This is a genomic window from uncultured Anaerobiospirillum sp. (assembly GCF_902485895.1).
Lineage (GTDB): Bacteria > Pseudomonadota > Gammaproteobacteria > Enterobacterales > Succinivibrionaceae > Anaerobiospirillum > Anaerobiospirillum succiniciproducens.
On record NZ_CABTML010000011.1, the window covers coordinates 14987 to 35970 of the forward strand.

The following is a 20984-nucleotide window of genomic DNA, read 5'->3' on the forward strand; positions in this document are numbered from 1 at the left end:
TATACGAACATTTTTGTTCTTGGCTACGATAACTTTGCTTTTTGAGTAATCCATGACTGCGGATGAACATTTCATTGGCAGTATTACGATAGTTGATCGTTTTCGATATGTAATCTGCCTAAAAGCACCATAGCCGTGGCAATAATTTTCCAACATTAGAGAATGTACTATGTTTGTTTGGGACGGAGATCCAATTGCTTTTACCATAGGTCCACTAACCTTGCGTTGGTACGGATTGTTCTTTGCCTCTGGCTTTGTGATTGGCTACTTCATCATGCAGGCTATGTTTAAGCGCCTTAAGTACAACACTGAAGACTTAGACAAGCTGCTCGTGTATATCTTTGCTGGCACCATCATCGGCGCTCGTCTTGGTCATTGTCTTATTTACGAACCAGACTTCTACCTGTCCAATCCAATTGAGATCCTTAAAATCTGGAATGGCGGACTTGCAAGCCACGGTGGTACTGTAGGCGTGATTGTCGCTTACTCCATCTTTATTTGGCGCTCCAAGAAGTACCGTTTCTTAGAGCTTGCCGATATGCTCAGCATCCCAATTGCGCTCGTCTGTTGCTTCATTCGCTTAGGCAACTTTATGAACTCTGAAATTCTTGGAACCCCAACAGATAGTGCGTTTGGCGTTGTATTTGCCCGTTTGGGCGAAGACTTTGCCCGCCACCCTGCTATGCTCTATGAAGCTTGTGCTTACTTTGCCACTTTCATCGTGCTTACCTTAGTGTACTTTGCGATGAAAAAGCGCCCTGATGGTTTCATCTTGGGCTTAATGCTTCTTATGATCTTCACTGCTCGTGTCATCATTGAGCCATTTAAGATCGAGCAGGCAGATTATCAAACCAATGTAGGCATGAACGTAGGACAGCTGCTTAGTTATCCATTCATCATTGCAGCACTAGCTTTGATAATCTTTGTTTGGTACCGCTATAAGAAGAACGCCAAATAGCGTTAAGATAATTTTTAAAAATTCTTTTCGTGGATGAAACCATCTTTGCTAGCACTTGTATTTTGGAAAGTTAGATTATTAACTTATTCATTAAAGTTTTAGCATTATGGGATACACCCTGATGGACTTTGTGTGTGTGTCCATCAGATGAATCATTTTGTTTATATTAAGGAGAGTATATGGCTCTTGAAGTTATCGTCCTTGCCGCAGGTATGGGCAAACGCATGCACTCTGATTTACCAAAGGTGTTGCATAAGGTTGCTGATGAGCCGATGCTCTTTCATGTCATTAAGACCGCTAGTGAGCTTAGCCCATCCAAGATTCATGTAGTACTTGGTCACAAGGGCGAGCAAGTGGAACAAGCCTTACAAAGCCTTGAGGGTGCTTGCCACTCACTCATTAATGTGTGCTACCAAAAAGAGCAATTAGGTACCGCCCATGCAGTATCTCAGGCCATTCCTTGTGTCGATGCATCCTCAGATGTGATTGTTCTTTATGGGGATACTCCATTAACTCCAAAGAGCGAGCTTGAGCGTTTGCTCTCAGGTCTTAGCAGCTCTGCTATGACTTTGCTGACCTCACGACCAAAGAATCCTTTTGGCTACGGTCGCATCATCCGTGACTCAAAGGGCAGCATTCGTTGCATCGTTGAAGAAAAGGACGCTAGCGAAGAGCAAAAGGCAGTTCGCGAAATTAACACCGGCATGATCGCCGCATCAGCTGCAGTATTAAATGAGTATTTGCCAAAAATCTCCAACAACAATGCTCAAGGTGAGTACTACCTTACCGATCTCATTGAGCTCTTAGTTAAGGATGGCCGTACCGTAAGCCCTGTTGAGGCTCAGCCTCACAACACCATGCTGCTCGAAGGCGTCAATAACAAGGTACAGTTATCTGCAGTTGAGCGTATCTACCAAAAGCAACAAGCCACTCGTTTAATGACTGAAGGCCTTACTTTAGCTGATCCTGAACGTTTTGATCTGCGCGGCACTCTGAGCTTTGGTAAAGACTGCTTTATCGATACCAACGTTATCATTATGGGCAAGGTGGTGCTCGGCGATAACGTAATTATCGGTACTGGCTGTGTACTTAAGGATGTAACCATTGGCGATCGCTCTGAGATCTCTCCATACTCCATCTTAGAAAAGTCTGAGATGAAGGTGCACACTACCATTGGACCATTTGCACGTCTGCGTCCAGGCAATGTGCTTGAAGATGAGGTGCACATTGGTAACTTCGTTGAAGTAAAGAATAGCCATATTGGGGTTGGCACTAAATCTGGCCACCTTACTTATATTGGTGATAGCGATATCGGCTCTGGCACTAACATCGGTGCCGGTACTATTACCTGCAATTATGATGGCGCTAATAAGCATCGCACTGTCATCGGCAAGGATGTCTTCATTGGCTCAGATACACAGTTAGTTGCCCCGGTTACTGTTGAGGATGGCGCAACTATCGGAGCAGGTACCACCGTAACTAAGACTGTAGCTGCCAACGCACTGTATATCACTCGCGCAAAGGGTCTTACTAAGGACAATTACAAGCGTCCAACCAAAAAACCTAAGGCTTAATCAGTCACATCGACACAGATCTTTATGCCATAGCAAGCGGCCTCACTTAGTGGGGCCGTTTTGCCTTGGGCACAACACAAACCAGCCCTCTGATAGAGTCTAAACATTTGTGCCTCTTATATAGATAGGAGTTTGAGCACCGCTAGTTGTATTTGGGCCCAACAACAGGGCAAACTGTGTGCCCGATCCCAAATTTTGCTAGAATAATGCGCAATTTAGCTTTCACTTTTAAGATCTCAAAGCCAATATGATGTGTTTGGTTGTCACATCATCATGCAAATATAGTCTAATTCTATATGGCGAGATCTGTTGTAGTGAGCGATTTTTCCATAGAGTGGACGCTATAGCTATTTGCGGGGCTAGGCTTATATAAAGTCTAGCATGGGTTGTTTTATCAAGATCGCTGTCATTACCCGTGGCAGTGGTTGCGCCTGGTGTTTTATGAAAGACTTCAAACGTTCTATATCATTTGCATCGTGGCGTGAAAAAATTGCTTTTAGCGTCGGTGTCCTCGGCAAAGAATTAGTGCAAGGTCTTATAAATCTATGCATCTTTGCCTACTGCATCCATGTACTGCATCTTGAAGCAGCATTTTTGTGTGCTTTGTACTTAGGCTTTCATGTTCTAGGTACTATTGCCAATCCTATTATCGGCTTCTTAGTCGACAATACCTCTAGCCGCTTTGGTAAATACAAGCCGTGGATCTTTTGCGGCTCGCTGTTAAATCTCCTAGCTATTGTATGGATGTACCACTTGCCTGAGCAAGGCGGCAGCATCTACTTAGCAGTAACGCTCTCCTATGCATTATGGTCACTATCGTTCTTTATGATCGATACTGCCTCATGGCCGATGCTGACTATCTTTAGCTCCGATAGCTCAACGCGCGATGCCATGGCCTCAGTTCCATGTATCGCCACCTCGATCGGTACTTTCTTTATACCTATCTGCTCTGTACCCCTGCTCCATTACTTCCCGACCATGCTTTCAGGTCCAAATGATGAGTACACTAATGCAGATATCATGAGCATTATCATTTTGGTGGTCAGTCAAAGTGCTTTGTTACTTTTCATCCGAACCAAGCACATTGCTAAAAGACAAGCGCGTAGCATTCGCCGCAATTCTCACAAGCATATGCTGCCGCCATATCAAAAAGATGCCATTGGCTCTAATGGTGGCTATTGCTCTACCAACGACTCGCACAATCTTTACGCTCGTCTTGCGGCTCAAGCGGCACTTAACTACTCTAAATCACAAGGCTCAAACAAGCCTCAGATGCAAAACTTTAAGGACTCTACAGCCTCTGAGGGCATCATTAGCTCTAGCTTTACAACTTACGATGCAGCTGTAGTTCAGAACAACGTCAAGCAGTGCTACAACAATGTTATCGGCTATTTTGACCGCGCTAATGTTAATGGTACTGACGATAAGATGGTGGGCTATTCCTCCAATGGAGATAATGCAGGTTCTAATAGCGAGCTTTATGCCTCACTGAATAATCAAGAGCAAAACCATAACCACGAAATTAATGATATTAGTGCTGTCTATGCAGAGATTCGCGAGGCTACAATGGCCTCTAGCAATCAAGAGAACTACGTTAATTCGTTTAATGAGCTCTCACCTGTTGCGCATAGCAATCATCAAGGTAGCTCTGAAAGCCTCATCAAACAAATTAAAAACATTGCCCAGATCGTGTTGCACAACGATCAGCTGATGGTGCTCTTTATTTGCGGTGTATTAATTAACATAGCTTTAGGCATCACCGTTGGCTCTATTTTTAATCTCTTAAATGCCAACAACCTCTTTAACAATCACTCTATATACACTGCACTTTTAGTTGGCTGCTTCTTACAAATTACCTGTATGGCTTTGTATGAGCCCATGGTGCGCATGCTCTCTAGAGCCTTTGTCTTTAACTTTTCAGTCTACTTATTTATAGGCGGCGCTGTAGTCCTTTTCTTAGCGCAAAATGCCTCTGACATGCTTACCGCACTCATAACTGCTGCATTAATCTTAATTAACTGCGGCTTAGGCATGTGTCATGTCAGCCTGATTTCAATGACTGTAGATACCGTAGACTATGGAGAGTTTAAACTTTCACAGCGTAATGACGCCTTGATTTTCTCTATGCGCATTACCTCAGTACACTTAGGTAGCACCATTTCATTCTTCTTCTTTGGTGGATCTATGGCAGCAACATTTGTCTTTGAAGACTCTCAAGTACCGCTGCCAGAAATGAACTCGAATATGGCGACTATCTTTGTTGCTATTTTGTGTCTAACCACCCTCTTTATCTACAGTGCTTACTACAAGCTCAATGGTAGCTTCTATCGTAATGTGCTCAATAACCTGCAGTACTTACGTCAAAACTTTCGCTCAGCTGATAATGTTGATAGAGGCCCATTTATGCTCCGCTATGCGCTCGATGAGAGCACTATGATTGTTAAGCTCAAAGCAAGCAATCAAGATGACATCATCCGCGCCATGGTGCAAAAACTCTCTAAGGTCAATGCTATTACCTCGGAGCATGATTACTTAAGCGATCTTAATGCACGCTTAGAGCTCGGTCCTTGTGGCGTTGCTGAAGGTATCGCGCTGCCGCATGCCAAATCATCTTCTGTATTGCGTGCCACTGTGGTAGTTGCAACCCTTGATACCCCAATCGATCTTGGCTCCCTTGATGGCCGCAAGAGTGATCTTATCTTCTTGCTTGCTAGCCCTGATGACGGCGAGACCCACTTAAAACTTTTAGGCCGCCTCTCCTTGTTACTAAACGAGCCAGGTTTTGCCGACAAGCTCCGTGACTGCGGATCAACTACTGAGATCTTTGAGCGCCTTGTACAGTGCGAAAAGCACGTGGTCAAATAAGCGCCCGCTCAGTAAACTCGCTAAAACAACCCTCGATCGCATCAACACTACTTGTCGAACACATCATCTGAAAAGGCCCTAATTGCCTAAGAGCACGACAGGCGCAGATCCACCAAAAAACCATGTTACCCTTTTGCATGAGGCAAGGTCTTTAGCGCCTAGGAAATGGAGATTAGTTGAATGCTTTTCAGGTATTAAGTAATTTGTACATATGCATGAGATAATCAGCATAGGCTAATGATAAGATCTGCTTACTTGGACTTGAAGCTAGGAAGGATATATGAGTATCTCTGTATTACGCTCACATAAGGCAGTACGCCTCTTTAAACTCTTCTGTGCAGGCAGTGCCGCTTTTAGTGCTTTAGTGCTTGCTGCCACTCCTAGTTTTGCCCATGCTACAGCCAACGAAACGATCGAGCAGAACAATATCATTAAGGTATGTGCTGTACCGCAGCTATATCAGGCAGTTAACCTGATGCAAAATGTCTCAAAGATTAAGTTTGAGCCTACCTTTGCAACAGCTAACGAATTGTATGCCATGGTAGCTAACGCACCTGAAAACAACACTGTAGCTGTCTGTGATGTAGTGCTTTCATCTGATGAAAGACTACCAATTAGCCTGATTCGCTCTCAAAGAGCAGTAGGCAGCTCTATGGTGCCTTTTGCTATTGCTCCTTTAGTATTTTGGTCACGCGATCCTGAATTATTTAGCTCCAAAGGCAATACTGCGCAAAACCTGTTGCGCAAACATCAGATTCAAAGCCTCGCACTAGCGTCAGCAAACCAAACTCCTGTTGGCTTTGCAACCGCACAGCTTTTGAAAAACTCAGCTTTTAATACATCCTATCTGAAAGACAAAACCTATAAGAGCGAACACGAGTACCAAGTCTACTCCATGGTCTCTAACGGCAATGTTCAGGTAGGCATTGTCACTAAGCCATTAGTTGCTCAAATAACTCGCGAGCTCAACGGCTCTTATTATGAGGTGCCACGTAATCTGCACTCTGATATTCAGTACTATGCCGTTTTAATGGAGCAGTCCAAAACCAATCGTAAAGCTAAGGCCTTCATTGGCCGCCTCATAAAAGATAAGCGCATTCAGGAAGTCCTCCACATTACTGGCTTCTCCCCAATCACAACAGACTAATCCAATAATCAAAAAAATTACATAGCGTAAGCCTAAGACTATCTACTAAAGAGCAACTAGCGCTCTTATCAAATGAAAATGGCGAGGTGAACTCGCCATTTTCATTTGAATCATACGTAAAGCAGCCATCACATTAGATCTTGGCTAATGCACTAAGGCTTATAGCAATCAAATCGACATTGGCCACCGTCAACAAAATAGGCTCTTTGTATATCTACAGCACTAACTGGCTCTGCTGTTGAAGGGCGCTTGACCACCACACGCTTAGTCGCAAGCCTTAAAGCAATGCGAACAAAGTCTTCAATGTCCTTGTCCTCACCAATTACCTGTCTAAACAAGAACATATCTTTCTTAACTACAGCACTCTTTTCTCGTTCTGGGAACATAGGATCGTAGTATATCACCTCAGGAGCCTCCCCAACGTATGAGGCTATAGTGCCTATTGCCTGAAGCTTTGGCAAAGTAAAAGGAAAGAAGCGTGACTTAGATGCTCTCATTAACGCATCTTTTAAGATAATCCAGATAGGCAGCTGTCTTTCAAAGGAGAACACCTGAGCTTTAGCATGAGCTAAGATCATGGACTCTCGTCCTAATCCTGCAGTGGCATCAAAAACTAAAGCCCCATCTTCAATGCCATTCATCACTGCACGAGCTAAAGGCTCTTTTTGTCTACCACCGCGTAGCAGTCTTTGACGATATGAAATTTGCTCAAAGTCGATGACTAATGGCTTCATCTTAGCTTGTAGCAACAAACTCATACCAGCCATACCGTTATCAAAACCAATTAAGGCATCCCCATCGCTAATGAACGATGCATATTCGCTATTTAAAAACGCCTCATGTCCATGTTTATGGATTAACGCACTGGCTTTGGCTGCAGCATCTTTAAGTGCAGCTGTGCTCTCATCGCCCACCACATAAACAAGCCTATCACCATAGCTACCAAGTAAAGTAGCGTCCGATAAGCAAGAGATCTGAGTGCCATCCACCTGCAAAGAAGAATCCCCACTCACATCAGATACACAAGCATTAGTAGCTACTGCCTCTTCAATAGATTGCTTGATCTCATCAATAAATAAGCTTGCTTGCTCATTAGCATTTAGATGTAAGTATAGTTTCTTCACGATTGATCCTATTTAGCCGAGCTCAGAGCGCAGATAGTCTAAGGTAGCGCCAATATCAGGACGCACTCCAGTCCATAACTCATATGACAAAGTAGCCTGACCGACAAGCATTCCAAGACCATCAAAACATGCCTTAACACCAAGGCTCGAAGCCTTATCAGTAAAGACAGTGCTACCTGTCTTAGTGTAATAGAGATCATAAGCAAAGGCAGCATGAGTGTAGATGCTATCAGGAATCTTAGGCAACTCTTTGCTCACTGATAAAGACGTAGAGTTAATGATCAGATCATAATGATCATCAGGTAAAAGATCATCAAAAGTACAAGCTCTGCACTTAGCCTCAGAGCGATCAAGCAGTACTTCATCTAGGCCTTGCAGTAATTGACTTGCCTTTGAGACAGTACGATTAACTAAGGTAAGCTCGCTTAGTGCAGCTTCTTTACTCATAAGTGATGGCAAGATACCTCGTGCAGCACCACCTGCGCCGATGACCAACACTTTAGCTTGCTGCAAAGGAGCATTTAGACGTAATAGATCGCTATAAAAGCCAAAACCATCGGTATTGTCGCCAATATAGCGCTCATTTCCATCCTCACTTTGAATGCATTTGAGGGTGTTTACCGCCTTAGCAATACGAGCACGATCGGTAAGCTCATGAGCAAACTCATATGCCTCAATTTTACATGGCACGGTTATATTACAGCCAAGACCACCTGAGCTAAAAAATGCATCAGCAGCCTCTTTAAAGCTACCTTCAACTAGCAAACGCTCATACGAGATCTCATGCCCATGTAATTTAGCAAAATGCTGGTGAATAAGAGGGGACATGGAGTGTGCAATAGGATTACCAAAGACTGCTAGTTTGAGTGCCATAACGATACCTGCTAGAAAGTGTATTTCTGCTTTAGCATATCAAACCACACTAGGCAGTCATACTATCTCACCGCAATAGTACACATGCACCAAGCCTATTATGCCCTTGCAGCATGACTAACCTAGATTTAGCTAGCCTATTATGCCCATGCAGCATGGCTACCCAAGATTTGCTAGCCAAATACGTTCTGCTATGGGCGCAAGATTGCTCCGGTCATAGCATCATAGATAGTGCTAGGTTTGCTTAGTCCTTGACATGGCTCATCAAGAATATAGTCAACAACAGAACCAAAGACTCTCTTAAGCTCCTCAAGATCTGCAACAGGCTCATTGCCTGAAATATTGGCGCTAGTTGAGACAATAGGACAATTAGTCTGCCTGCACAGCTCTTGTAATAAAGGAAAGGCACTTATGCGTACGGCAACGGTATTTCTGCCCCCAGTAAGGACACTTGGCAGTGATGGGTGCGCTGGAACAATGAAGGTGGCATGTCCTGGCCACTTTTCATGAATAAGACGCATGCTGTCTTGAGATAATTGGGCAAAATTTACAGTACCCTCAAGCATAGCAATATCCGATGCCACTACAATAAGGCCCTTGTTGAGCGCACGATGCTTAATACTAATAACTCTTTGTACGGCATTGACATCATTGACTCTAGCTGAAAGTCCAAAGACACCTTCAGTTGGGCAGGCGATCACACCACCCTCTTTTAAAGTCTGGGCAGCCTCTGCAATCTTGTAGCTAACCGCATCGCTTATCTGTGACAACTTCTTACACCTCAAACTAAAGCAGCGCCCGTCCAAAACTGTAATGAGCGAATCAAATTTAACCAAATGTACTTACTTTGGCGACAAACAAAAAGGGGCATCCATGTGGATCACCCCCTTTTGTTGATTTCAGACAAGATTAGTTTGTATCTTGCCTGCTCTGCAAATCTTTATAGCAGCATTAACAAGCCAGTTAAAAGACCTGTTTTGATAATTAGAGCTTAGCTTGTAAAGCAGCGTCTTTAGCCATTACTTCCTCAGCAGCGGCCTGACGGTTTGCCTTAACACGAGCGTCTAAGTCCTTATCAACTAAGGCCATGATCTGGGCTGCTAAGTAACCTGCGTTCTTGGCACCAGCCTTACCAACTGCAACAGTTGCTACAGGGATACCACCTGGCATCATTACGGTTGAGTAAAGAGCATCAACGCCATTTAATGGACCGCCATCAACTGGAATGCCGATTACAGGACGGGTAGTGCGAGCAGCAACAGCGCCAGCTAAGTGAGCTGCTAAACCAGCTGCACAGATAAATACGCTAGCACCACGCTTCTCAGCATCCTGAACATAGTTTGAAACTACATCTGGAGTACGGTGAGCAGAAGCTACACGTACTTCGTACTTGATATCAAAGCCCTTTAAAACATCAAGAGTGTTGTTCACCAAAGGTAAGTCTGAATCTGAACCCATGATAATGACAGCAAATTGCTCTGACATCGTATTCTCCGTTAAATCTGATATCTTAGGCATCCTTATGCCCTACTAAGCTCTAAATTATATCATGAGCAAAGTACCTTATCGCACATGTCACACTTATGGACATGCCCATTAGCCACCATGCTCACACAAGATTACCTCTAATATTTACAAAGCAAACAAGCAGGCCTCATAAATGTAAGCAGTGTAAAAAGCAGTGCTTTTGTAAAATGCGTACCCTTGCTCATTTGGCACCTGAGGCTGTTAGAACGCCTTATCCATGTTCGCTTGGCATTTAGGCTTTGGCAAAGACTTATCCATGTTCGCTTGGCATTTTTGGCTTTGGCAAAGACGTATCCATGTTCGCTTGGCATTTTTGGCTTTGGCAAAGACTTATCCATGTTCGCTTGGCATTTAGGCTTGTGGTGTTTGAGCGAGCATCTCTTGTTTACGACGGCGGCGTGATGCACACAGTGGATTGCCGCAAATAAGAGCGATACCAGCTTTCACCTTCTTTTTGTACTTAAGAGGGAAGCCACACTCCTTACACTCACTTGCCTCCGGTACACCTGGTAGTATGAACTCACAGCTTGGGTAGTTATTACAGCCAAAGAAGATGCGTCCTGAACGTGCTCTTCGGCGCTCTAATTGCCCTTTGTTGCACGATGGGCAGCTAATCTCCTCATCAACCGAGTCCTCTTTGTAAGTGTAAGTACATTGAGGGTAGTCTGAGCAGCCAATAAAAAGACCATAGCGACCTTTCTTTACGGCTAACCGTGCCCCACACTCGGGGCAGGTGCTTTCTAGCGTCTTAAGCGTTACGACTGCATTAGATCTAGCTGTGTAATAGCGTAGCTTACACTTAGGAAAGCATGAGCATCCTAAAAACGCTACCCTCTCATTTTGTCTTAAGATAAGGCTGCCCTGTCCGCATGCCGGGCATGGATCACCCTCTTTGAGCAGCATCTTGTTATAGCGTTCTTGATCAGCTGCAGATAATTCAGGATAAGAGGCCTCATTATCAGCATCTGCAATCCCGCTCTCGATTATCGCCACTGGCTCTGCGATAGTAAGGTCTGGCTTCGCCTCCTTATCGCCATCAGTAATGCCATCTTCTAAAGAAGCGTCTTGCTGCGCTTTAGCACTTAGATTTTGGCCATTATCATGAACAATCTTTGTCTCATCACTGCTTGAAGCCTCTTCATCCTCAACCACCTCAATCATTTTGTTGAGAATTTGCACCGCACTGCCAGAGGCTAGACTCTCGCTATCCTCTACGGCACCAACATGGGTTGCATTTCCGCTTTGCTCTACTGAATTAACAGGGGCTGAGCTTTCGCTCTCCTCTATGGTCGTGGTTTGCTCATCTTTAGAATCAGCGGTTACAACGACAGCAGTGGCTAGGTTACGCTTGGGCATATCCTCAAGCGCATCAGGAGCTTGTTGATTTTCATCCTGTGTAAGGAGGGGAGTAGATGCGTTTACATGCAGCTTATTGTTGTGCTCATCTACATGAGTGGAGTTTGTAGATCCATTTTGCTCTAGTGTTGGCATGCTCGATGGGCTTTTGCCATTATCTGTCTCATTAGTTGAGATATCTACAAGTGACTCTGTAGTCTCTATATGAGCGTTAGTTGTGAGGTTATCGTTTTGCAGCATGGTAATTATGCAGCCTACTTGATGAGACTGAAAACATGAGAAGAATGATTAATTTGAGGAAAGGCATTTTACTCTATGATTCAGTCATTTGAGCATGAAGTGCAATCTTCATTACTTGACAGGCGTGGTAAGATATCAACGGAATTTTTGATTCTATTTTTTCTTGGACCATGCTTACAATGGCTCAATTATCAGCTTTTGTAAGTTCTTAGCATGCTGCATCGTTTAACTTAATTGCCTTAAGGCTACTTAAGTAGAGCTAGGTTAGTCATGCCATGGTCTAAATACTTAGGTTTGATGACACGAGGTTTTTGAAGAACATGGCTGTTCGTGAGATCCTGATTTACCCAGATGACCGTTTAAGAGCCCCAACTGTTGAGGTCACTGTCTTTGATGATGCACTTAAGGCTCTGGTTCAGGACATGTTTGATAGCATGTACCACTATGACGGCATTGGTCTTGCGGCTCCTCAGATTGGCGTGAGCAAGAAAGTCGTAGTTATCGACATTGCTGATGTTGACAGTGAGGGTCAAGTTCTTAAGCACAATCCTATGGTAATCATCAATCCAAAGATTGTTGAAAAGAGCGGTAGCATCGAATACAAAGAGGGCTGTTTATCAGTCCCTGAGTACTACGATACTGTTACCCGTGCTGAGCGTGTGAAGGTTGAATACCAAGACGTAGATGGTAATCCACAGTCCATTGAGACTGGCGACTTATTAGCTATTTGCCTGCAGCACGAGATCGATCACCTTGATGGTCATATCTTTGTTGACTACTTAAGCAGCCTTAAGCGTACTAGAGTCACTAAAAAGATGGCCATGATTAAAAAAGAGCGTGAGGAAGCATAGTAGTTCTTTATCCGCTTTAAGTAAGCTTGTACATACGCCATTTATGCCTGTGCACAGGCAAAGCTTAATGCGCTACCCCACCTCTTAATTCTTGTCTCGAAGCTACCTGTGTCAGAGCAGGCCTTGTGCACCATAGGTAGCTTACAAAGCTATAACTTAGCTTATAGAATCCATTTCTATCCTGAGGCATTATCAGCCCGTATCTTTTATCCAACACCACCTCAATGCTCTTAACCTTAATGCTGCCTTGTGCGTAGCATCTTAGTTATAACTTGTATGAGCTTGGATAAACGATACACACTTGTAGGAGCCTAGAAACTTAGATGGCTGAGAAAATCATATTTGCAGGCACTCCAGACTTTGCAGCCGTGCACTTACAAGCACTGCTCGACAAAGGCTTTGATGTAGTTGCTGTTTATACACAGCCTGACCGTCCAGCAGGTCGTGGTCACAAACTCACACCAAGCCCAGTAAAAGAGCTAGCCCTTAAGCACAACCTGCCTGTTTACACTCCACTGAACTTCAAAGAAGAGGAAGATAAAGCACAGTGGGAGGCAATTGGTGCTGACATTGCAATTGTGGTTGCATATGGCGTCATCTTGCCAGAGCGTGTACTTAACGCCCCTCGTTTAGGCTGTATTAACGTACACGGCTCATTACTGCCAGAGTGGCGTGGTGCTGCCCCAATTCAAAGAGCACTGTTAAGTGGAAAGGGAACTACTGGCGTTACCATCATGCAGATCGTTAAAGCCTTAGATGCTGGCGATATGCTCTTTAAAAAGGAAATGCCGATCTTAGATAGCGATACCTCAGGCTCTTTATTTGAGCGTATGGCAACTGTGGGTGCAGAGGCTTTAGTTGAGGCCCTGCCAGATATTCTTAGCTCTAAGATCACCCCTGAGCCTCAGGATGAAAAGCTTGTAACCTATGCAGCAAAGCTAAGCAAGGAAGAGTCTCCGCTTAACTTCAACAAAAGCGCTCAAGAGCTGTGTTTGCAAGTGCGTGGTCTTAACCCTTGGCCAGTAGCTACCACCTCACTTGGTGATACCTTATTTAAGGTCTTTGAAGCACACGTCTTAGCTGATGGGGAAATTGGCGCTCTTGGCGACACCTCCAACCTAGGTGCTGGCGCTATCGTTGAGGTAAATGCCTCTGGCATCGTCGTAAAATGTGCCGAAGGCTTCTTAGTTTTGAAGACCATTCAGGCCCCTGGTAAGGGAAGAGTGAGTGCCGCTGACTTAGCTCGCTCCAGAAAGGAACAGTTTGCAAGAGGTGTGTGCTTTGCCTAAGTTTGAACGTCCAGCATTTCGCAAGTCTAAAAACTTTAAGCCAAAGACTCCTAAGGTTGAAGTCGCTGGCTCGAAGTCACGTGCTGCTGCAGCCTTAATCGTTGAGGCGGTGAACAAAGGTGTATCCATGAGCGAGGCAGTGCCACAGTACTGCGCACAATTTGACTCTCGTGATACTGCCTTTATCAAAGAGATCGTATACGGTACCTTACGTCACCGTCGTATCCTCATGGGTACTTTAAAGCCAATGTTCGACTTTAAGATTACTGAGCGTAATCGTGTTGTACAGGCTTTACTCATTACCGCCATGTATCAAATTGTCTACATGCGCGTACCTGCCCATGCTGTAGTTTCAGCTACTGTTAGTGCCTGTGGCGATATTGGTAGAAAGTCTTTCACCTCTACAACTAACGCCATCTTACGTCGCTTTTTACGAGAGGGTGCTAAGGTTATTGAATCAGATAATGATGCGGTGACCTACTCTTTCCCTGACTGGCTCGTTACTCGTCTTCAAGATGGCTATGACGCAGCTACTGTCAAAAAGATTCTAGAGGCATCCAATATCAAGGCTCCACTGTTCTTGCGTGTAGAAAACTCTAAGGTCAGCACTGAGGAGTTCGTTGAGCATTTAGCCAAAAAAGAAATTAGCTCCACGACCTCTAAGTTGTGCAAGAGCACCGTTAAGTTAGATGCTGCAGCTAATGTCTACGATATCCCTGGCTTCTCTGAGGGTCTGTGCACCGTACAGGATATCTCTGCTCAGCTTACCGCTGATTTTCTCAAGCTCGACAAAGACAAGGCCATGCGCATCTTAGATTGTTGCTGTGCACCAGGCGGCAAGACTGCTCATATACTTGATCTTTCGCCTAAGAGCCACGTAACTGCTTTAGATATCGAAGAGTCACGCTTAGAGCAAACTGTTTCCACCTTAAAGCGCTTAGGTCGCCTCAAGAACGTGGAACTTAAGGCTATGGATGCTACGAATCTTGATGCGCTTGAGGGAAGCTTTGATCGTATCTTAGTCGATGCTCCTTGCTCTGGTACTGGTGTTATTCGTCGTCACCCTGACATCAAGTGGCTGCGCCGCGATAAGGATATTGCCGCCTTATGTGAGATTCAAGCAAAGATCTTAGATGCAGCTTATGAAAAGCTCTCTAAGGGTGGTGTATTACTCTATACCACCTGCTCTATCTTGCCTGATGAAAACATCCGTCAAGTTGAGGCCTTCTTAAAGCGCCATAGCGACGCTATTCAAGACCCAATTTGCTTAGATGGAAAAGAGTACACCACCTTGCAAAGACTGCCAGGTGACGATGACGGCGACGGCTTCTTCTACGCTCGTTTCATCAAGCCTGAATAAGCTTTGAAAATGACTTGCCCTCCATAAGGCTAAGTCTTAGTAGTGGCCAGTCTTTAGTAAGGACTTGGCCATACGTGATGGCAAGTTATAAATGATAAGAAAGCCTCACTAAGTGGGCATGCCATCTTATGCGGCCTTAGCTACTAAAGGCTTGCATGTACTCAAAAGGCTTATGTATATAGCCTAAAGTAGTAGTAACATCTGAGGCCTAACATCAAGCTGATGTGGCTTCTAAGAAGTGCGACATTCTTGGTTTCAAGCGCTAGACAAAGGCCTAAGCTAGTTGAAAGGCAATGTGAGCTTTTCAACTGACCTTAGGCGCAATAGCGGCACATTAACTATTGAGTCATTGACTTTAGCTCAATGAGTATCGGGGATCATAGTGAAAATCATCATTATCGGTGCCACTCAAGTAGGTACCGAGTTAGCCGAATATCTGGTGCAAGCCGGTCATGCGGTAACTCTTATTGATAATCCATCTACCGAACTGACACAAATTGCTAACCGTCTCGATCTGCGCGTAGTACAGGGCGATCCTACTTGGCCATCCGTTTTACGTGAGGCCGGTGCACGTAACACTGAACTGTTAGTAGCTACCGCGCCTAATGACGAAATTAACATCGCCACCTGTTCTGTTGCCGCAGCACTGTTCTCCATTCCCCGCAAGATTGCGCGTATCCGCGCTTCAGACTTTTTAAGTGAGTCAGATAAGCTCTTTGGACCTAAGGCCATCCCGATCGATCACATCATCTCTCCTGAGCGCATCATGGCCGATGCAATTGATGATTTGATGGAACTACCAGGAGTAACTGCACTGCACTCCTTTGCCAAAGATCGTCTCATCATTACGGCCGTTTGCGTAACTAAAGGCGGTAAGCTGATTGGAGCATTAGTCACCGATCTTGAAAACTACGATGGTCGCTGTAAGGTGCTAGCCGTTTATCGTAACGGACAGGTATTAGATAAACTCAGCACTCAGACTATTGAAGAGGGTGATGAGATCTACTTTTGCGCCGAGCGTACCCGCACCTTAAATCTCATCGGTGCACTGATGCCACTCAAGCCCAATGGCAAGAACGTGGTAATTCAAGGCGGCTCTCACATTGCTGATGCTATCGCGATACGTTTAAGTAAGCGCTATAACGTGAAACTGATTGAGCCAGATCCTGAGCGAGCTGAACGTATCTCACCACGCTTTAAGGACATGCCTGTTGAGCTCTACTGTGCTGAAGCATCGAATATCGACTTCGTGCTTGAAGAGAAGCTCTATCACACTGATACCTTTATTGCCGCTGCTCCTAGTGAAGAGAGCAACATCATGGCATCTTTACTCATTCAGCGCATGAACAAGGTACGTACTATCGCTATCATTCGTCAGCCATCACTGCAAGATATTGCTCAGGCCGGTAATGAAATCAATGCCATCGTATCCCCACGTGAATCTGTAATTTCCGCATTGCTCTCTAACATTCTCCAAGAGGGTGTAGAACGCATGCGCATCTTCAGACAAGGACAGGCTGAGGCTTTGGAGCTCTTAGTTCAAGGTAATAAGCGCTCTTCCAATGTGGTAGGTCGCAAGATTGAAGATCTCAACATCCCAGCTGGCGTGCATTTTGGTTTGGCTCTACGCGACAAGTTAGTAGTAAAAATTGATGAGAACTTCATCTTTGAAGATGGCGATCGTGTCGTTACTTTCCTAACCGACCGCATGCAGATGAGAAACTTAATTAAGCTCTTTAAACCACGCGCCTTCTGGCTGCCTCACTGGTAGAGAGGTTAAACATGGTTATTAATCTTTATGCCGTGTCCAAACTGCTTGGACCATCCTTAATTGCCGTGGGCATCACTGGACTGATTCCAACTATCTATGCCTTGTTCACCCACACTGATGGTGCTTTTAGCTTTGTGGCTATGACCGTTATCTCGCTAGTCGCTGGTAAGATCTTATCCATGATAGGAAAGAGAGCCGGTAATTACGCTGTTTCCATTCGTGAGCTGTTTTTGTTTACCGCCTCACTGTGGACTTTGATTGCGGTTATCAGTGCTATTCCTATCTACTTCTTGCTGCCTGATGTGGATTACGCCGGAGCTGTCTTTGAAACAGCATCTGCCCTTTCAACTACTGGCGCTACTGCAATTAATGCTTTGGACACTAGGCCTGACGCTATTTTACTATGGCGCTCCATGCTACATCTACTTGGCGGTATCGGGTTCGTGGTGATTGCAGTTGCTGTGCTGCCTCAAGTTGCTATGGGTGGTATGAATATCTTCAAGACCGAAAACACCTACTTTGAGAACAGCTCTAAATTCACACCACACGTAAAGACCATGTCTTTTGCTATCTTGGGCTGGTATATCGCAACCTTTGTGCTTTGTACCATTGCCTATGTCATAGGTGGATTAGATTTCTTTACCGCTATCAATGCTGCAGCAGCTACCGTTTCAACTGGCGGCATGATGCCAACTGATGCATCGATGAATGGTCTTAGCCCATTTGTACACTATTCGGCATGCTTCTTTATGTTTATCTCAGCATGCCCATTTACTGTATTCATTGCAGGTATTATTGGTGACTATCGCAAGCTCTTTAGCGATGAGCAGATCCGCACCTACTTCTTCTTAGTGTTGATCGTATCTTTAGTTGTAGCTGCAACTTTATACCTGAAAAATGAATATGAACTAGAGCGTGCCTTCCGTATTGCCCTGTTTAATGTCATCTCCGTTACCTCCTCCACAGGCTTTGCTCTTGAGGACTTTACGCTGTGGAATCCTGTAGCCACAGTCATTTTTATGTTAATTCTGCCTATAGGCGCTTGTGCAGGTTCGACATCCGGTGGCTTAAAAATCTTCCGTATTAATGTGTTGCTCTCATTATTTAGAGTGCAATGTATTAAGAGTATTCACCCTCACCGTGTGATACAGCCTCAATTTAATGGCAATCCTGTGGATGCTGCCACCGTACAAAGCATTGTTACTTTCTTTAGCTCTTATTTGATCGTTGCAGTCATATCATCTTTCTTAGCCATCATAATGGGCCTAGGTGCTTCTGATGCGTTTTCTGCAACTATCACTTGTCTATCAAATATTGGACCTCCAATGGGTGATCAGCTCACCCCAAGTGGCAATTTTGCAGGCCTTGACTCAGGCCTTCACCTCCTCTTTGCCTTTGATATGCTCTTAGGCCGTCTTGAGATCATCCCTGTGCTACTGTGCTGCACCCGTATGTTCTGGCGAGCCTAGCTACCATAGGCGAGCGAACCAGCCAAAGCAGGTTCACTTAGCCTTAGCTCTTGCTAGTTAGGCTAACTTAGAGCATGACGCATCGCTCCTCTTGTAAGGCGGCTGGCCGCCAATAAAAAAGGCCCGTGATATTTACGGGCCTTTTTTTGGTAAAAATTGTACGTACAGTTGCGCTTTAGCGACGGTTATTTGCCTCACGACGCTTTAACATCGCCTCTTCAATGTTCACAGCAGGAACACCCTCAGGCAGCTCTGCCGGAGCGCCCACGATAGAGCGGTTAGCCTTATCGATAGAGACAATACGTACTTTAATTGGATCACCTAAACAGAAGATCTCCTCGCCCTTAAAGGTGATGCGACCTTCGGCACTGTTGAAGTCGATATTATCGCGATCAGAGCTAAACAGACTCATAGGTACGAAGATAAAGGCACCGTTAGCGACTAAGCTTACACGGATACCGCCACGTACTACATCGAACAGCTCACCATCAAAGACAGTCTTGTTCTCTACATCTGGGGCTAAGTAATCAGCGTATAACCAATCACGTACACCACGCTCAGCCATACGATTAGTACGACGGGCTAAGTTCATCACAGCCAAGGTATTCTCATCTGGCATACGTGGATGCTCCTGATCGCAGATGACAGACTTGATTAAACGGTGGTTAATCATATCGCCATACTTACGAATTGGAGAGGTCCAAGTTGCATAAGTCTCAACACCTAAAGCGTAGTGAGGTGCTGGGTTGATGAGCATCTGAGAGTACTCTTGGTACTTACGCAGCATATTGTCTAAGTAAGTCTTCTCGAGGCTATTGGCATAGCGGCGTGCGGCACAGAAGCCTTCGATTTTAGAGAGCTCTTCTTCAGTAGTAGTGAAATTAAACTTACCTAAAAGCTCTACTACATCGCCTAACTCTTCTTTAATAAAGCCAGCGTGGGTATTGAAGATACCAGTATTGAGGTTCTTTGCAAGGAAGCTACCGCAAGCTACGTTTGCTGCAATCATGCACTCTTCAACGATCTGATTAGCAATGCGACGGTAGTTAACCTCGATGTGATCAAGAGCGCCATCCTCATTGAGCACAAACTCATAATCAGGACGAGTACGGAAAGAGGCAAGCTTAGTAGTACGGAAGTTATCACGCACCTTAGTCATAGCAACTAAGTCTTCAATCACGCGCTTGATAGTCTCATTTGGATTGAAGTTAGTAGTGTCGCCGTTCTCAAGGTAATCAGATACGTAGTTGTATACGAGTTTACCGTGTGACTTAACTAAAGCAATCTTGAACTCAACATTGTCAGTGTCGATGTTACCCTCATTATCAATGTTGATAATGCCAACTAACGCTGGGCGATTTTCATTCATACGCAGTGAGCACAGATTGTCTGCAAGCTCACGTGGCAGCATTGGGATGTTACGACCTGGTAAGTAGATAGAGAAAGCACGCTTGGATGCCTCTTCATCTAAAGCAGAGTTCTCATCGATATAGCCAGTTGGATCAGCAATGGCTACAAAGAGCTTGAAGCCATTTTCATTACGCTCAATGTACAGAGCGTCGTCCATATCCTCAGTCTTTTCGCTATCAATTGTAACGAAAGGAACATTAGTCATGTCCTCACGAGGGAAGTTTTCCTCTAAGAACTTAAACTCATCGGTGCTAAGAGGGGATTCAGTTGGCAGATCAAGTGCACGCAGGCTTACCACCCATGGAGTGGTTGGATCAGAGCTATCGGTAATATCTTCAACAATAGCAACACGGAAGTGACCATCCTTAAGTGCATGCTTCTTAAGTGAGCACATCACCCAATCGCCTTCGTTTAGCTTCTTGCTCTTATCCTTACGGTAGTCATCAGCCAAATAGCTCAGCTTAATGCCTGGGTTATCAGGATTGATGTTGAGCTTACCGTTGATGTAGGTTACGCGAGCAACAAACTTTTCTTTTAAAGCGCTCTCGACTAAAGACTCAGGAGCAGCCTGACTCTTGCCGCGCTCTTTGTCCTCAGTGATGACAGCAACAATGCGGTCGCCGTTCATCAGCTTCTTCATTTCCTGAGGTGGGATGAAATAGCTATTCTTGTCCTGAGCAACCTCTAGGAAACCAAAACCACGATCAGTTGCTCTTACAATACCTTCTTTCTTGATCTTTTCGGCATCAAAACCTTTCTTTAATGCCTGTAAGGCAGGATCATCAAATAACATAACAGCCCCTTTAGCAAGTTTGCGTGCAACAACGCGTTAAGCCAATACCACAGCACTACAGGCTATGCCTTGAACTCGAACCCTCAAGTGCAGTTCATGCTAGCTTGAGGATATAGGTGTATCTGTGCTGCAGCGAGTACCTTAAGTCAGTTAAGTACCCAAGCGCTTAGCGTTGTGTGTATTGACGCCTGACACTCACCGCATCCGAAACTCAAATTTGTGTGCGAATTATACTAGAAACAAGTTGTTTTTCGGCTGATCTCCGCATAATTTAGATTTTTTCGCCTTAAATAGCCCTTTTGTGACTTATTCAAACGCGAGCAAAGGTCAAAATTATGTAGTTTTAAAATAATTTGCTACACACCCTATACAACAAA

At 44.7% G+C, this 20984-nt stretch carries 15 protein-coding genes; 9 read left to right on the forward strand and 6 right to left on the reverse strand.

Going from position 1 to position 20984, the window contains the following annotated elements; genetic code table 11:
- Positions 1–169: 169 nt before the first annotated feature.
- From lgt to RDO37_RS01050, 4 genes are all read left to right on the forward strand, one after another.
- Positions 170–958, forward strand: a complete 789-nt coding sequence (gene lgt / locus RDO37_RS01035) for a prolipoprotein diacylglyceryl transferase (protein WP_308497817.1) — start codon at positions 170–172, stop codon at positions 956–958.
- A 179-nt stretch (positions 959–1137) separates the two neighbouring features.
- A complete protein-coding gene (gene glmU / locus RDO37_RS01040; RefSeq protein ID WP_303075212.1) occupies positions 1138–2532 on the forward strand; it encodes a bifunctional UDP-N-acetylglucosamine diphosphorylase/glucosamine-1-phosphate N-acetyltransferase GlmU in 1395 nt (464 codons plus the stop codon).
- A gap of 441 nt (positions 2533–2973) precedes the next feature.
- Positions 2974–5397, forward strand: a complete 2424-nt coding sequence (locus RDO37_RS01045; protein WP_308497818.1) for a PTS sugar transporter subunit IIA — start codon at positions 2974–2976, stop codon at positions 5395–5397.
- Positions 5398–5677: 280 nt separating this feature from the next.
- The gene (locus RDO37_RS01050) at positions 5678–6544 is read left to right on the forward strand and encodes a substrate-binding domain-containing protein (RefSeq protein ID WP_027939844.1); all 867 of its coding nucleotides are present in this window, start codon (positions 5678–5680) and stop codon (positions 6542–6544) included.
- A 152-nt stretch (positions 6545–6696) separates the two neighbouring features.
- Here RDO37_RS01050 and RDO37_RS01055 read toward each other — a convergent pair whose 3' ends face one another.
- The 5 genes from RDO37_RS01055 to RDO37_RS01075 form a co-directional block, all read right to left on the reverse strand.
- A complete protein-coding gene (locus RDO37_RS01055) occupies positions 6697–7668 on the reverse strand; it encodes a class I SAM-dependent methyltransferase (protein ID WP_308497819.1) in 972 nt (323 codons plus the stop codon).
- A gap of 12 nt (positions 7669–7680) precedes the next feature.
- The gene (aroE, locus tag RDO37_RS01060) at positions 7681–8541 is read right to left on the reverse strand and encodes a shikimate dehydrogenase (protein WP_308497820.1); all 861 of its coding nucleotides are present in this window, start codon (positions 8539–8541) and stop codon (positions 7681–7683) included.
- 191 nt (positions 8542–8732) lie between these two features.
- Entirely contained in the window at positions 8733–9311 is a 579-nt protein-coding gene (locus RDO37_RS01065; protein ID WP_308497821.1) for an L-threonylcarbamoyladenylate synthase, read from the reverse strand.
- 214 nt (positions 9312–9525) lie between these two features.
- On the reverse strand, positions 9526–10026 hold the full coding sequence (gene purE / locus RDO37_RS01070) for a 5-(carboxyamino)imidazole ribonucleotide mutase (RefSeq protein WP_027939842.1): 501 nt from the start codon (positions 10024–10026) through the stop codon (positions 9526–9528).
- A 393-nt stretch (positions 10027–10419) separates the two neighbouring features.
- On the reverse strand, positions 10420–11664 hold the full coding sequence (locus tag RDO37_RS01075; RefSeq protein WP_308497822.1) for a topoisomerase DNA-binding C4 zinc finger domain-containing protein: 1245 nt from the start codon (positions 11662–11664) through the stop codon (positions 10420–10422).
- A gap of 320 nt (positions 11665–11984) precedes the next feature.
- On the opposite strand from RDO37_RS01075, the gene def reads away from it, so the two are divergent.
- The 5 genes from def (at position 11985) to RDO37_RS01100 (ending at position 18404) form a co-directional block, all read left to right on the forward strand.
- Complete coding sequence (gene def, locus RDO37_RS01080; RefSeq protein ID WP_027939841.1) at positions 11985–12515, forward strand: peptide deformylase; 531 nt, start codon at positions 11985–11987, stop codon at positions 12513–12515.
- A gap of 323 nt (positions 12516–12838) precedes the next feature.
- Positions 12839–13804 (forward strand): methionyl-tRNA formyltransferase, encoded by a 966-nt coding sequence (gene fmt / locus RDO37_RS01085; protein WP_303074739.1) that lies wholly within the window; start codon positions 12839–12841, stop codon positions 13802–13804.
- Positions 13797–15164 carry a 16S rRNA (cytosine(967)-C(5))-methyltransferase RsmB gene (rsmB, locus tag RDO37_RS01090; RefSeq protein WP_052338990.1) on the forward strand — a complete coding sequence of 456 codons (1368 nt, stop codon included), beginning with the start codon at positions 13797–13799 and terminating at the stop codon, positions 15162–15164. Before fmt ends, rsmB begins: the two co-directional genes overlap by 8 nt.
- A gap of 382 nt (positions 15165–15546) precedes the next feature.
- The gene (gene trkA, locus RDO37_RS01095) at positions 15547–16935 is read left to right on the forward strand and encodes a Trk system potassium transporter TrkA (RefSeq protein ID WP_027939839.1); all 1389 of its coding nucleotides are present in this window, start codon (positions 15547–15549) and stop codon (positions 16933–16935) included.
- Positions 16936–16946: 11 nt separating this feature from the next.
- Positions 16947–18404, forward strand: a complete 1458-nt coding sequence (locus RDO37_RS01100) for a TrkH family potassium uptake protein (protein ID WP_308497823.1) — start codon at positions 16947–16949, stop codon at positions 18402–18404.
- 175 nt (positions 18405–18579) lie between these two features.
- On the opposite strand, the gene RDO37_RS01105 is transcribed toward RDO37_RS01100, so the two are convergent.
- Positions 18580–20607: an exoribonuclease II gene (locus tag RDO37_RS01105; RefSeq protein WP_308497824.1), complete on the reverse strand. Its 2028-nt coding sequence runs from the start codon at positions 20605–20607 to the stop codon at positions 18580–18582.
- Positions 20608–20984: the final 377 nt, after the last annotated feature.